Here is a 13,945-nt window from a genome sequence, read left to right on the forward strand (position 1 = left end):
ACCTGTGGGAGCGAGCCTGCTCGCGAAGGCGGAATCGACCGCTGGGTATCCAGCGGATGTCCCGGCCTCTTCGCGAGCAAGCTCACTCCTACAGGATGTAAGTTGGCCGGATGAGCGCGGGGTGTCAGGACGCGTTCACCCCACATCTTCGCATCAAGAATCAGCCACAGATGAGAATGTATGCCGTTTGTGCGCATAATGCGCGCCGTAGCGGGTGAGTGAGGTGTCGAGGGTGTTGAAGAAAGTCCTGTTTCAAGTGCACTGGTTCTTCGGAATCACGGCCGGTCTGGTGCTTGCCCTGATGGGGATCACTGGCGCGCTGTATTCCTTCGAGGACGAAATACTCGACGTGCTCAACCCCGATGTGTTGTTCGTGCAGCCTCAGGGGCGTCACCTGTCTCTGGCGGAAATGGTCAGCAAGGTAGAAGCCCAGGGCAAAGACACGGTGGCGATGTTTCGCATTGATGTCGACAGCGACAAGGTCGCCCAGGTCTGGTTCAAGCCCCCTCCGGGCCAGCGCCGCGGCGAGATGCACAACTTCAACCCCTACACCGGCGCATTCACCGAGGACGCCACAGGTCAGGACTTCTTCGGCTTCATCCTTAACCTGCACCGATTCCTTGCCGCAGGGGAATATGGCAAACAAGTCACCGCGGCCTGCACGCTTATCCTCATTTTCTTCTGCCTGTCAGGGCTGTATCTGCGCTGGCCGCGCAAGCCGCTGAACTGGCGCGTCTGGCTGACCATGGACTGGGCGAAGAAGGGACGCAGTTTCAACTGGGACCTGCATTCGGTGTTCGGCACCTGGTGCCTGATCATCTATCTGCTGCTGGCGATCACCGGGCTGATGTGGTCCTACGACTGGTTCAGCAACGGCATGACCAAGCTGATTGGCGATCCTCCCGTGGCGGGCGAACAACGCCGTGGCGGAGGGCCGCGTCCAGGTCCTGCTGTGAAAGAGGCGCCTAAGGAACAACTCACGGCGTCGGCCCCGGATTACGACGCGATCTGGCAGACCATTCAGAGCGCGGCCGGACCGGACCTCAAGACTTACAACCTGCGCATGCCTCAGGCACCGGGCCAGATGGCGACGGTGTTCTACCTCCTCAAATCCGCGCCGCACCCCCGCGCGTTGAACCAGATCACCCTCGATCCGGCCGACGGTACGCTCAAGGCAGTGTCGCGTTACACCGAGAAAAGCCTCGGCGCCCAGTTGCTCATTAGCAACTACGCGCTGCACACCGGCAGCTACTTTGGCCTGATCGGGCGCATCGTCGTGACCGTGGCCGCGTTGCTGATGCCGCTGTTCTTCATCACCGGCTGGTTGCTCTACCTGGACCGCCGACGCAAGAAGCGCGAGATCCGCAACGCCCGCGGTGACGTGTCGGCGACGACAGGCGAGCAGGGCGCGGCCTGGCTGATCGGCTTCGCCAGCCAGAGCGGATTCGCCGAGCAACTTGCCTGGCAGACGGCCAGCCAGCTGCAGACCGCCGGCGTGCCGGTGAAGGTGCAGCGTCTGGGCGACATCACCGAGCAGGACCTGCACCAGAGCCGCAACGCGCTGTTCGTCGTCAGTACCTTTGGCGACGGCGAGGCACCGGACAGCGCCCGCGGGTTCGAGCGCAAAGTGCTGGGCCGGCCGCTGGCGCTGGATAACCTCAACTACGCGGTGCTTGGGCTGGGCGATCGCCAGTATCAACAGTTCTGTGGTTTCGCTCAGCGGCTGCACGGCTGGCTGGCCGAGCGTGGCGGGCGCACGCTGTTCGCACCGGTTGAAGTGGACAGCGGTGACGGTGAAGCGCTGCAACACTGGCAACAGCAGTTGGGCCAGTTGACGGGCTCGACGCCGACAACGGTCTGGCAAGCGCCGGAGTATCAGAACTGGACGCTGGTGGCTCGGGAATGGCTGAACCCCGGGAGCGTGGGATCGAAAGTGTTCTTGCTCGGCCTGGCGTGTGGGTCGGCGACTCGCTGGGAGGCCGGCGATCTGGTGGAGGTATTGCCGCGCAACCCGGCCTCTGCGGTCGAGCAGTTCCTGTCCGGGTTGGGTATTGCTGCCGACACGCAAGTCACCGTCGACGGCCTGAGCGAGACCCTCAGCCAAGCCTTGTCCACGCGTCAGTTGCCGGTCAATCGCAGTCATCTGGTCGGCCTGCATGCGCAGGCATTGGTCGATGCGCTGGTGCCCCTGGCGATGCGCGAGTATTCAATCGCGTCGATTGCCGAGGACGGTGTGTTGCAGCTGATCGTGCGTCAGGAACTGCACCCCGATGGCAGTCTCGGGCTGTGTTCGGGCTGGTTGACCGAGCATGTCGCCGTGGGCGGCGCGGTCAGTGTGCGGGTGCGTCGCAACAGTGGTTTCCATCAGCCGGCCGAGTCGGTGCCGATGATTTTGATTGGCAACGGCACCGGGCTGGCAGGCCTGCGCAGCTTGCTCAAAGCGCGCGTCGTTTCAGGTGAGCAGCGCAACTGGTTGCTGTTTGGCGAGCGAAACAGGGCGCACGATTTCCACTGCGCGAACGATCTTAATGGCTGGCTGGCGAGTGGGAATCTGGCGCGTCTGGACCTCGCGTTTTCCCGGGATCAGGCGGAAAAAATCTATGTGCAGGACCGGTTGCGTGAGGCGGCTGATGAGCTGCGTCGCTGGCTGAATGAAGGCGCTGTGATTTACATCTGCGGCAGTTTGGAAGGCATGGCGGCTGGCGTGGATGAAACGTTGAACGCTCTGCTGGGTGAGGACGCGGTGCGGAAGTTGATCGAGCAGGGGCGGTATCGGCGGGATGTGTATTGACTCTGCCGAAGATGGAATCGTGGGAGCGACCGGGGTGGCGCTCCACCTTGCTCGCAAAGACGCCTTAACATTAGCTAAATTTTCAGCGGTTGAAATGCCGTCTTCGTGAGCAAGCTCACTCCCACAAGGACGAGGCCGCTGCATCCAGCAAAAAAAGGCCGTTGCGCTCGCACGCAACGGCCTTTTCCTTACTCAACTATCACGCCACAAACTGTTCCGCGTAATGGCAAGCAACCTGGCGGTTGTCGACCCAGCGCAGCTCCGGCACTTCGACGGCGCAGCGTTCGGTCGCGTACGGGCAGCGCTTGTGGAACGCGCAGCCGGACGGCGGGTTCAGCGGGTTAGGCAATTCGCCGACGATTTTGATCTTCGGCTTCGACGGGTCCGGGTGGATCGTCGGAGTCGCAGACAGCAGGGCCTGGGTGTACGGGTGCAGCGGACGGTTGTAGATCTCTTCCTTGGGACCCATTTCGGCCGGGCGACCGAGGTACATCACCAACACCGTGTCGGCGACGTGACGTACCACTGCCAGGTTATGGGAGATGAACACGTAACCGGTGTTGAACTCTTGCTGCAGATCCATGAACAGGTTCAGCACCTGGGCCTGAATCGACACGTCGAGCGCGGAAGTCGGTTCGTCCGCCACCAGCACTTTGGGCTGCAGCATCATCGCCCGCGCCAGCGCGATACGTTGACGCTGACCGCCGGAGAACATGTGCGGGTAGCGCTGATAGTGCTCGGGACGCAGGCCGACCTGAGCCATCATCGCCTGCACTTTCTCGCGGCGTTCTGCGGCGGAAAGGCTGGTGTTGATCAGCAGCGGCTCACCCAGTTGATCACCGACTTTCTGCCGCGGATTGAGCGATGCGTACGGGCTCTGGAACACCATCTGCACGTCTTTGCGCAGCTGCTTGCGTTGCGCCTTGGTCGCGCCGGTGACTTCCTGGCCGGCGATTTTCAGCGAGCCCGAAGAAGGCTCTTCGATCAGCGTCAGCGCGCGGGCGAGGGTGGACTTGCCGCAGCCGGACTCACCGACCACCGCCAGGGTCTTGCCGGCTTCGAGTTCGAACGACACGCCGTTGAGCGCGCGCACGGTTGCATGGGGCTTGAACAGCCCACGGGACACATCATAGTGACGAGTAAGGTCACGAGCGGTCAGTACGATTTCGCTCATTACGCCACCTCCTGATTCAGCGGAAAGAAGCAACGCGCCAGGCTATGGGCTTTCGGGTCGAGGCCCGGGCGCTGCTGGCGGCATTTGTCCTGGACGTACGGGCAGCGCGGCGAGAGCAGGCAACCACTTGGACGGTCATAGCGACCCGGCACGATGCCCGGCAGCGTCGACAGGCGCGCGGCGCCCATGCTGTGTTCGGGGATCGCTGCCAGCAATGCTTCGCTGTACGGGTGCGCCGGGATGTCGAACAGTTGGGGGACCTGACCCACTTCCACCGCCTGCCCGGCATACATCACGCAGACCCGCTGAGCGGTTTCAGCCACCACCGCAAGGTCGTGGGTGATGAGCACCAGCGCCATGTCCTGCTCTTTTTGCAGAGCCAGCAGCAGGTCCATGATCTGCGCCTGAATGGTCACGTCCAGCGCGGTGGTCGGTTCGTCGGCGATCAGCAGCTTTGGCTCGCCGGCGATGGCCATGGCGATTGCAACGCGCTGGCTCATGCCCCCCGAGAGTTGATGCGGGTAGGCGTCCAGACGCTGTGCAGCGCCCGGGATTTCAACCTTCTGCAGCAATTCCAGTGCGCGCTGATGGGCAGCACGACCAGACAGACCCAAGTGCTGCTTGAGCACTTCCTTGATCTGGAAGCCCACGGTGTAGCTCGGGTTCAGCGCGGTCATCGGGTCCTGAAAGACCATCGACATGTCTTTGCCGACGATCTTGCGACGCTGGCGTGCATTCAGCGTGAGCATGTCCTTGCCGTCGAAGACCAGAGCGTCGGCGGTGACGATGCCGGGGTGCTCGATCAGGCCCATGAGCGCCATCATGGTCACGGATTTACCCGAACCCGATTCGCCCACGATTGCCAGCACTTCGCCCTTGTCGACGGCCAGGTCCAGGCCATCGACGACCGGGGTGGCCGTGGCGTCGCCGAAGCGCACGTTGAGGTTCTTGATGTTTAAAAGAGACATTCGGACGTCCTCAGGCGGCGTTCTTGAGTTTCGGGTCCAGCGCATCGCGCAGACCGTCGCCCATCAGGTTGATTGCCAGCACGCTGAGCAAAATGGTCAGACCCGGGAGGCTCACCACCCACCAGGCGCGTTCGATGTAGTCGCGGGCCGAAGCGAGCATGGTGCCCCACTCAGGCGTCGGCGGTTGTACACCCAGACCCAGGAAGCCCAGCGCCGCAGCGTCGAGGATCGCCGAGGAGAAACTCAACGTGGCCTGAACGATCAGCGGCGCCATGCAGTTGGGCAGCACGGTGATGAACATCAGGCGCGGCAGCGTTGCGCCGGCCAGACGCGCGGCGGTCACATAGTCACGGTTCAGCTCGCCCATGACCGCAGCACGGGTCAGACGCACGTACGACGGCAGCGAAACGATGGCGATGGCTATGACGGTATTGATCAGGCCAGGGCCGAGGATCGCGACGATGGCCACAGCCAGCAGCAGCGATGGCAGTGCCAGCATGATGTCCATCAGACGCATGATGGTCGGGCCCAGGATCTTCGGGAAGAAGCCGGCCAGCAGACCCATGAGGATCCCCGGAATCAGCGACATCACCACCGACGACAGACCGATGAGCAGCGACAGGCGCGAACCCTGGATCAGACGCGACAGCAGGTCGCGGCCCAGTTCATCGGTGCCCAAGAGAAACTGCCATTGGCCGCCTTCAAGCCAGACCGGCGGGGTCAGCAGGAAATCACGGTATTGCTCGCTCGGGTCATGGGGGGCAACCCACGGCGCGAACAGGGCGCAGAACACGATCACCAGCATGAACAAGAGGCCCGCGACGGCGCCTTTGTTCTTGGCGAAGTGCTGCCAGAACTCTTTGTAAACGGACGGGTAGAGCAGGCTTTGATCGACTGCTACTACGGGAGTAGGTGTGCTCATAAAAAGGGATCTCAGCGCTGATGACGAATGCGTGGGTTGGCAAAGCCGTAGAGGATGTCCACCACGAAGTTGACCAGAATCACCAGGCAGGCGATTAGCAGGATGCCGTTTTGCACGACAGGGTAGTCACGGGCGCCGATGGCTTCGATCAGCCACTTGCCGATGCCCGGCCAGGAGAAGATCGTTTCGGTCAGAACCGCACCGGCCAGCAGCGTGCCCACTTGCAGACCGAAAACCGTCAGCACCGGGATCAGCGCGTTGCGCAAGCCGTGAACGAACACCACGCGAGCCGGCGAAAGGCCCTTGGCGCGCGCCGTGCGCACGTAGTCTTCACGCAGGACTTCGAGCATCGAGGAGCGGGTCATCCGGGCGATGACCGCCAGCGGAATGGTGCCCAGCACGATGGCCGGCAGAATCAGGTGACGCAGGGCGTCCATGAACGAACCTTCTTCATCGCTGAGCAAGGTGTCGATCAGCATGAAGCCGGTTTTCGGGGGAATGTCGTAGAGCAGGTCGATACGCCCCGATACCGGGGTCCAGCCCAGGGATACCGAGAAGAACATGATCAGGATCAGGCCCCACCAGAAGATCGGCATCGAGTACCCCGCCAGGGAGATACCCATGACCCCATGGTCGAACAGGGACCCTCGCTTCAGTGCTGCAATGACACCGGCCAGCAGCCCGAGAATGCCTGCGAAGATCAGCGCCGCAATCGACAGTTCCAGTGTTGCCGGGAACAGCGAAGTGAATTCGGACCACACGCTCGTGCGCGTACGCAGCGATTCGCCCAGGTCGCCATGGGCGAGCTTGCCGACGTAATCGATGTATTGCGCATAAAGGGGTTTGTTCAGGCCAAGACGTTCCATGGCTTGGGCGTGCATTTCCGGATCGACCCGGCGTTCACCCATCATGACTTCGACAGGGTCGCCCGGAATCAGGCGAATCAAGGCGAAGGTCAGCAAGGTGATGCCGAAGAAGGTGGGTATGAGCAACCCCACTCGGCGAGCGATAAAACTAAACATCTTCTCGTGTACCTCATCAGGTACCGGCGAGTCTCTGGGTAGCAGAGCCCGCCGGATTCTTCTTCTACTTCGCTTGGGTGGTAGCGAAGTTATTAGTGGTGAGAGGGCTGATGTGGTAACCCTCCACGTTGTTGCGCATTGCAGTGAACATCTTGGTGTGCGCCATGCTGATCCATGGCAGGTCCTGATTGAAGATCACCTGAGCTTGCTCGTAGAGCGAAGCGCGTTCGGCCGGGTCGGTTTTTTCCCGAGCCTGATCGATCAACGTCTGGAACTTCTGATTACACCAGCGCGCGTAGTTTTCGCCGTTTTTGGCGGCCTCGCAACTGAGGTTCGGGGTCAGGAAGTTATCAGGGTCGCCATTGTCACCTGCCCAGCCGGCCGACACCATGTCGTGTTCGCCGTTTTTGGCACGTTTAAGCATTTCGCCCCATTCCATGACGCGTATATCTAACTTAATGCCGACTTTGGCCAGATCGGCCTGCATCATTTGTGCGCCGAGCATTGGGTTCGGGTTGGTCGGACCGCCGCCGTTGCGCGTGAACAGGGTCAGTACCGTGCCTTCAGGGACACCCGCTTCCTTGAGCAAGGCGCGGGCCTTGTCCAGATCGTGGGCAGGGTTTTTCAGCTCTTTGTTGTAACCCAGCAGCGTGTCCGGATACGGATTCACGGCGACGGTGGCGTTGCCTTTGCCGAACAGGGCGTTGACGTAGGCTTCTTTATCAAATGCGATTTCGATGGCCTTACGCACCCGCACGTCGCTCATGTATTTGTGCGTGGTGTTCATGGCAATGTACGCGGTGGTCATCGCGTTCAGCTCATCAACCTTGAGGTTGGTGTCTTTCTTGATGCTCGGGATGTCGTCCGGCTTCGGATACAGGGCGATCTGGCACTCGTTGGCCTTGAGCTTCTGCAGGCGCACGTTGTTATCGGTGGCGATCGCAAAGATAAGGGTGTCAGCCGGCGGCTTGCCGCGGAAGTAATCCGGGTTGGCCTTGAAGCGAACCTGAGCGTCCTTGGCGTAGCGCTGGAAGACGAACGGACCGGTGCCGATGGGCTGGCTGTTGAGGTTGTCGGTCTTGTTGGTCTTGAGCAACTGATCGGCGTATTCCGCCGAGTACACCGAAGCGAATGCCATGGCGACGTCCGCTAGGAACGGCGCTTCGCGGCGGGTCAGGGTGAACTTGACGGTGCTGTCGTCCACTTTCTCGACGCTCTTCAGCAGCTCTTTGAAACCCATGCTTTCGAAGTACGGGTAACCGACCATCGACTGTTTGTGCCAAGGGTGGTTGGGGTCCAGTTGACGCTGGAAGCTCCAGACCACGTCATCGGCGTTCATGTCGCGGGTCGGTTTGAAGTATTCGGTGGTGTGAAACTTGACGCCCTTGCGCAGATGGAACGTGTAGGTCAGGCCGTCATCGCTGATCTCCCACGTCTCAGCCAGCGCGGGAACAATCTCGGTGGTGCCCGGCTTGAAATCCACCAGACGGTTGTAAATGGTTTCCGCCGACGCATCGGCGGTCACGGCGGTGGTGTAGAGCGCCGTGTCGAAACCTTCCGGACTGGCTTCGGTGCAGACCACCAGAGGCTTGGCCGATACGCCGACCGCAACGCTGAATACCGCCAGTGCGATCGCGCTGCGCAATGTTGCGAGTTTGAATGTCGATTTCAAGTAACGCACTCCGCAAGTGATGAAGCCATTAGTGAGTCGGTATCGGGCCCCGAAGTTCGGTATAAACCGCACCGTGAGGCCCGATCGATCATGCTGATTACATAATGTTGAATGGAATCGTGGTCACCAGACGGAACTCGTTGATGCTGCCGTCAGCCTGATTGGCGCTCGCGCGGTGAGTGGTGTAGGTCGCACGCATGGTCGACGCCTTGAGCGGGCCAGACTGCAGGGTGTACGACGAGCCAACACCGTATTCGTAGTGAGTTTCGCCGTCCATTCGCGAGACGTCATAGGCGGTGCCTTTGTAATGGGTACCGTCGATGTCGAAACCGCGCGCCTGATAGATGTTGAATTTCAGGCCTGGCACACCGTAGTCGGCCATGTTCAGCAGGTAGCTCAGCTGAACCGACTTCTCGTTCGGGCCGTTGAAGTCCGAGAGCAGGGAGTTGGCCAGGAAGATGGCGTTGGTGTCGTGGACGTAGTCGAAGTAGGTGTCGCCTTCGACTTCCTGGTACGCGACGCTGAAACTGTGCGCCTTGTGAGTGGCGGTCAACGACAGGCTGTAGGTGTCGTTGTCGATTTCGCCCATCTTCTTCTGACCGGAATCCTTGGTCTTGTAGTAGTTCAGGTTGGTGCTCAAGCCCAGTACATCGGGGTCACCCAGTTCGTGGGTGAAGGCGAAGTAGTACTGATGCCAGAAGTCTTCGACATTGGAGGCGTAGAAGCTGGTGGTCAGGCTCTTGAACGGTTTGTAATCCACGCCTGCCATGTCAACGCGGTCGGCGGTGGCGGTGTTGTTGGTGTACTCGGAGCGGAACTTGGTCAGGCTCTGCTCGGTACGTGGCGACACGCGGTCGAAGCTGCCGGCCTGGATCGAGATGTTGTTGAACTCTTCGCTCAGGATGCTCACACCTTCGAAGCTCGAAGGAAGTGCGCGGTTGCCGATGTAGGCCAGCACCGGGGTGTTCATCGACTGACGGCCGGCGGTCAGGGTCGTGTTGGAAACGCGCGCCTTGATGTTGGCCAGGCCCATCTTGCTCCACTGCCCGACAGGGTCGCCGTTGTTCTCGGTCAGCGTACGGTTGGCGCCGCCCATCAGGTCGTCTTTGTCACGGTCCAGCGCAACGGCGTTGTAGACCGCCATTTGTGTGGCAAAACCGACAGTGCCCTGGGTGAAGCCCGAGCTGTAGTCAACGATGGTGCCCTGAACCCAGTTGATCCGGCGCGGGTCGCTGTCGACCACAACGCCGTTCTCTTTGCGGGTGAACTCGCCGCCACGGCGCAACAGTTCGTTGGCGTACCAGTTCTTGGTCGAACCGGTCAGCTTCGAGTCTTCCAGGAAGCCCTTGGCTTCGCCCTGGAGGTTGCTGGTGGCCAATGTGGTCGGAACGAATTCCTGACTGGTCGGCTCTGCCTGGGCCGCGACGCTGATGGCGAGTACGGATAAGGCGAATACAGCAGTGCTGGCTTTTTTCACGTTTTGAAGCTCCCGATTGCTGCTTTTTTAGAGGCGGGCTTTTTATGGTGTAGCCCGCTCGATGGTGCGGCCCTATGGGCCAGTTTCTTGCCTATCCGGCTAAACGCGGATAAAGCAATGCCAAAGGGCGTGGTTGCGCCCCAGGCAAGTTTTGAATTATTCGGCGATGCTGACGCCCGAGAAGTTGTTGCGGTTGAACGGGCTGACCAGGAAACCTTGCACTTCCTTACGCAGCGGCTGGATCACCGTCGAGTGGGCAATCGGCGTAATGGGTACCTGTTCTTTCAGGTAATGCTGAGCCTGTTTGTACAGCGCAATGCGCTCGTCCTTGTTCGTGTTCGAAACAGCGGCCTTGACCAGTGCGTCATATTTTTCGTCGCACCACATCGAGTAGTTATTGCCCCCGATGGAGGCGCAGCTGTACAGCGTGCCCATCCAGTTGTCCGGGTCACCGTTGTCACCGGTCCAGCCGATCAGCGAAATGTCATGCTCGCCGTTCTTGCTGCGCTTGAGATATTCGCCCCACTCGTAACTGACGATGGTTGCCTTGATGCCCACCTTCGCCCAGTCGGCCTGAAGCATCTGGGCCATCAGCTTGGCGTTGGGGTTGTAGGGGCGCTGGACCGGCATGGCCCACAGGGTCAGTTCGGTGCCTTCCTTGACGCCGGCGGCGCGCAGCAACTCGCGGGCTTTTTCCGGGCTGTAGGGCGCGTCCTTGACCGTGTCGTCGTAAGACCACTGGGTCGGTGGCATGGAGTTCTGGGCCAGTTGCCCGGCGCCCTGGTACACCGCCTCGATGATCGCTTTCTTATCCACCGCCATGTCCAGCGCCTGACGAACCTGCAAGTTGTCCAGCGGGGCGTGGCGCACGTTGTAGGTGATGTAACCGAGATTGAAGCCGGGCTTTTTGATGACCTGCAGGTCCTTATCCGCCTCGATCGACGCGACATCAGCCGGACGCGGATTAAGCGTCACCTGGCACTCGTCTTTTTTGAGTTTTTGAATGCGCACCGAAGCATCTGTATTGATGGCGAAGATCAACTGATCAATCTTGACCCGACTCGGGTCCCAGAACTGTGTGTTTCTCACATAGCGAATCTGAGAATCTTTTTGATAGCGTTGAAATACAAAAGGACCCGTGCCAATAGGCGCCTGGTTAATATCGCGGACATCGCCCGAAGCCATCAATTTGTCGGCATATTCGGCGGACAGAATTGACGCGAAGTTCATGGAAACGTTCTGGATGAACGCCGCATCAACTTTGTTGAGTGTGAACACGACGGTCATCGGGTCGGTCTTTTCCACCGACTTGATGTTCTTGTCCAGGCCCATGCTGGTGAAGAACGGAAACTCCGTCGGATACGCCACGCGGAACGGATGGTCCTTGTGCAGCATGCGATTGAAGGTGAACAGCACGTCGTCGGCGTTGAAATCGCGCGTGGGCGTGAAGATCTTGTTGCTGTGGAACTTGACGCCTTCACGCAGATGGAACGTATAGGTCAGGTTGTCAGGGGAGATATCCCAGCGGGTGGCGAGAGCAGGTACCACCGTGGTCTCACCGCGTGCGAACTCGGCGAGACGGTTATAGATCGGCTCAGCGGCATCATTGTCAGTGCCCGAGGTGTACTGACCGATATCAAACCCGGCCGGGCTGCCTTCCGAACAGAAGACCAGGCTTTTGCTGGCGGCCTGAACGACAGGCGTCATCGCCAAAAGGCCGGCGGCAATAAGTGATGGCACAACGATATTCGTACGCATGATATTCCTTATCGTGAGAGGCGCATTAACTGCGAATGCCTGCGCGATCCATTGCAATCGTTTGCGCAAATGGAGAGTCAACGCCTGGAAAAAAATCCCACTGTTCAAGATAAACAACGGACCGTATGTGCGGCTTGTCAGACGGTATGTCTCTGACGCCGCACAGTCCATAGTTACGCATGCTTCAAAGTTTGTAGGAAAAGTGCTTATCGTTAGTAGGCAATAACTGTAATCCGGTCGCTACTCATCTAACGATAGGCATTTTCATTTAACACTCGTGCACATAACAACGCGGTCGCGTCGCCCTGGGGCAACGCGACCGGGTGGTCATTTAAAGATATTACTTGCCGCTGACGCTGACGCCGTAAAACGAGTTCAGACCGAACGGGCTGATCTTGAAGTCCTGAACTTCCTTGCGCATCGGCTGATAAACAGTCGAGTGAGCAATTGGGGTCATAGGGACCGCGTCTTTGAGCAGGTGTTGAGCCTGCTTGTAAAGCTCGGTGCGTTTGGCCTGATCGGTGGTTTCCTTGGCCTGGTGGATCAAGGTATCGAACGGCTTGTCACACCATTTGGCGAAGTTGTTGCCGTTGAGGGCATCACAGCCAAACAGGGTACCCAGCCAGTTGTCCGGGTCACCGTTGTCGCCGCTCCAGCCAATCAGCATTGCGCCGTTTTCGCCGGCCTTGGCGCGCTTGATGTATTCGCCCCATTCATAGGAAACGATCTTGGCGTTGATGCCGATCTTCTTCCAGTCGTTCTGGAGCATCTCGGCCATCAGCTTGGCGTTCGGGTTGTAAGGACGCTGAACCGGCATCGCCCACAGGGTAATCTCGGTGCCTTCCTTCACGCCCGCCTGCTTGAGCAGGTCCTTGGCCTTGGCGATATCGAACGGTGCATCTTTGATGGTGGTGTCGTAGGACCATTGGGTCGGCGGCATGGCGTTGGTCGCCAGTTGGCCCGCGCCTTGATACACGGCATCGATGATGGATTTCTTGTTGACTGCCATGTCCAGCGCTTGACGCACTTTGAGGTCAGCCAGCGGGTTCGGCTTGTCTTCGCCCTTGATCTTGGGCATCACGTTGTAGGCGATGTAACCCAGGTTGAAGCCGGCCTGATCAGGCATCTTCAACGCAGGGTCGGCTTTCAGCGGAGCGAGGTCAGCCGGACGCGGGTAAGCGGTGATCTGGCATTCGCCTTTCTTCAACTTCTGCGCACGAACCGAGGCGTCGGTGGTGATGGCGAAAATCAGGTTGTCGACTTTGACGTCTTCAGGCTTCCAGTAATCCTTGTTCCCGGTGAAGCGGATGTTGGAGTCTTTCTGGTAGCTCTTGAACACGAACGGGCCAGTGCCGATCGGCTTCTGGTTGATGTCTTCCGGCTTGCCTTCTTTCAGCAGCTGGGCAGCATATTCAGCGGACTGAATGGACGCGAAGCTCATCGCCAGGTTCTGGATGAACGCAGCATCAACAGTGCCGAGGGTCATTTTGACGGTGTGGTCGTCGACCTTCTCGATCTTTTTGATGTTGGTGTCCATCGCCATGTCGGTGAAGTACGGGAATTCGGTCGGGTACGCCTTACGGAACGGGTCGTCCTTGTTGATCATGCGGTTGAACGTGAACAGCACGTCATCGGCATTGAAGGTACGCGTCGGTTTGAAGTACGGCGTGGTATGGAATTTCACACCTTCACGCAGGTGGAAGGTGTAGGTCAGGCCGTCCGGGGCAACGTCCCAGCTGGTGGCCAGGCCTGGAATGACAGCGGTGCCGCCACGTTCGAACTGGCTCAAACGGTTGAAAACGGTCTCGGCCGAAGCATCGAAGTCGGTACCGGTGGTGTATTGACCTGGATCGAAACCAGCAGGGCTGCCTTCGGAGCAGAACACCAGATTCGATGCTGCATGGGCGAAGGGAGCGCTGGCGATCAAACCTGCGCCGAGAAGAAACGGAATGACCGCTTTTTTGAGCATGGTGGCCTCAGTTGTTGTCATTTTTTGATTGAGGGTACGGCCTTTTGAGCCGGTCCCACGGATACTTATGCAGGCGCCATACCCAAAGCAAGATGTTGGCGCCAGCAAGGTGTCAAACAGTGGCACGAACGTACACGAATGTCGCATAAGTGTAATTTCTGACGCTGTTGAACGTTTGCGTGTCGCATATCG

At 59.4% G+C, this 13,945-nt stretch carries 9 protein-coding genes; 1 reads left to right on the plus strand and 8 read right to left on the minus strand.

Going from position 1 to position 13,945, the window contains the following annotated elements:
* Positions 1-235 precede the first annotated feature (235 nt).
* Positions 236-2,791 (plus strand): sulfite reductase flavoprotein subunit alpha, encoded by a 2,556-nt coding sequence (locus FX982_RS11770; RefSeq protein WP_172613039.1) that lies wholly within the window; start codon positions 236-238, stop codon positions 2,789-2,791.
* A gap of 199 nt (positions 2,792-2,990) precedes the next feature.
* On the opposite strand, the gene FX982_RS11775 is transcribed toward FX982_RS11770, so the two are convergent.
* The 8 genes from FX982_RS11775 to FX982_RS11810 all read right to left on the minus strand — a co-directional run bounded on the left by FX982_RS11775 (position 2,991) and on the right by FX982_RS11810 (position 13,753).
* The gene (locus FX982_RS11775) at positions 2,991-3,965 is read right to left on the minus strand and encodes a peptide ABC transporter ATP-binding protein (RefSeq protein WP_122534948.1); all 975 of its coding nucleotides are present in this window, start codon (positions 3,963-3,965) and stop codon (positions 2,991-2,993) included.
* Positions 3,965-4,933 carry an ABC transporter ATP-binding protein gene (locus FX982_RS11780; protein WP_172610761.1) on the minus strand — a complete coding sequence of 323 codons (969 nt, stop codon included), beginning with the start codon at positions 4,931-4,933 and terminating at the stop codon, positions 3,965-3,967. The genes FX982_RS11775 and FX982_RS11780 overlap by 1 nt, the downstream gene beginning before the upstream one ends.
* Positions 4,934-4,943: 10 nt before the next feature.
* On the minus strand, positions 4,944-5,855 hold the full coding sequence (locus tag FX982_RS11785) for an ABC transporter permease subunit (protein WP_122534949.1): 912 nt from the start codon (positions 5,853-5,855) through the stop codon (positions 4,944-4,946).
* A gap of 11 nt (positions 5,856-5,866) precedes the next feature.
* Positions 5,867-6,877: an ABC transporter permease subunit gene (locus tag FX982_RS11790; RefSeq protein ID WP_065990182.1), complete on the minus strand. Its 1,011-nt coding sequence runs from the start codon at positions 6,875-6,877 to the stop codon at positions 5,867-5,869.
* A gap of 64 nt (positions 6,878-6,941) precedes the next feature.
* The gene (locus FX982_RS11795; RefSeq protein ID WP_172610762.1) at positions 6,942-8,549 is read right to left on the minus strand and encodes an ABC transporter substrate-binding protein; all 1,608 of its coding nucleotides are present in this window, start codon (positions 8,547-8,549) and stop codon (positions 6,942-6,944) included.
* Positions 8,550-8,646: 97 nt separating this feature from the next.
* The gene (locus FX982_RS11800) at positions 8,647-10,026 is read right to left on the minus strand and encodes an OprD family porin (RefSeq protein ID WP_122623265.1); all 1,380 of its coding nucleotides are present in this window, start codon (positions 10,024-10,026) and stop codon (positions 8,647-8,649) included.
* A 156-nt stretch (positions 10,027-10,182) separates the two neighbouring features.
* Positions 10,183-11,784 carry an ABC transporter substrate-binding protein gene (locus FX982_RS11805; RefSeq protein WP_172610763.1) on the minus strand — a complete coding sequence of 534 codons (1,602 nt, stop codon included), beginning with the start codon at positions 11,782-11,784 and terminating at the stop codon, positions 10,183-10,185.
* Between the two features lie 340 nt (positions 11,785-12,124).
* Entirely contained in the window at positions 12,125-13,753 is a 1,629-nt protein-coding gene (locus FX982_RS11810) for an ABC transporter substrate-binding protein (protein ID WP_172610764.1), read from the minus strand.
* Between the last annotated feature and the right edge of the window lie 192 nt (positions 13,754-13,945).

Origin of the sequence: Pseudomonas graminis (genome assembly GCF_013201545.1) — a bacterium.
GTDB lineage: Bacteria > Pseudomonadota > Gammaproteobacteria > Pseudomonadales > Pseudomonadaceae > Aquipseudomonas.

Bases quoted from the DNA above. Each gene is read 5' to 3' on its own strand.
- FX982_RS11775 (WP_122534948.1), bottom strand. From the start codon at position 3,965: ATGAGCGAAATCGTACTGACCGCTCGTGACCTTACTCGTCACTATGAT.
- FX982_RS11780 (WP_172610761.1), bottom strand. From the start codon at position 4,933: ATGTCTCTTTTAAACATCAAGAACCTCAACGTGCGCTTCGGCGACGCC.
- FX982_RS11785 (WP_122534949.1), bottom strand. From the start codon at position 5,855: ATGAGCACACCTACTCCCGTAGTAGCAGTCGATCAAAGCCTGCTCTAC.
- FX982_RS11790 (WP_065990182.1), bottom strand. From the start codon at position 6,877: ATGTTTAGTTTTATCGCTCGCCGAGTGGGGTTGCTCATACCCACCTTC.
- FX982_RS11805 (WP_172610763.1), bottom strand. From the start codon at position 11,784: ATGCGTACGAATATCGTTGTGCCATCACTTATTGCCGCCGGCCTTTTG.
- FX982_RS11810 (WP_172610764.1), bottom strand. From the start codon at position 13,753: ATGCTCAAAAAAGCGGTCATTCCGTTTCTTCTCGGCGCAGGTTTGATC.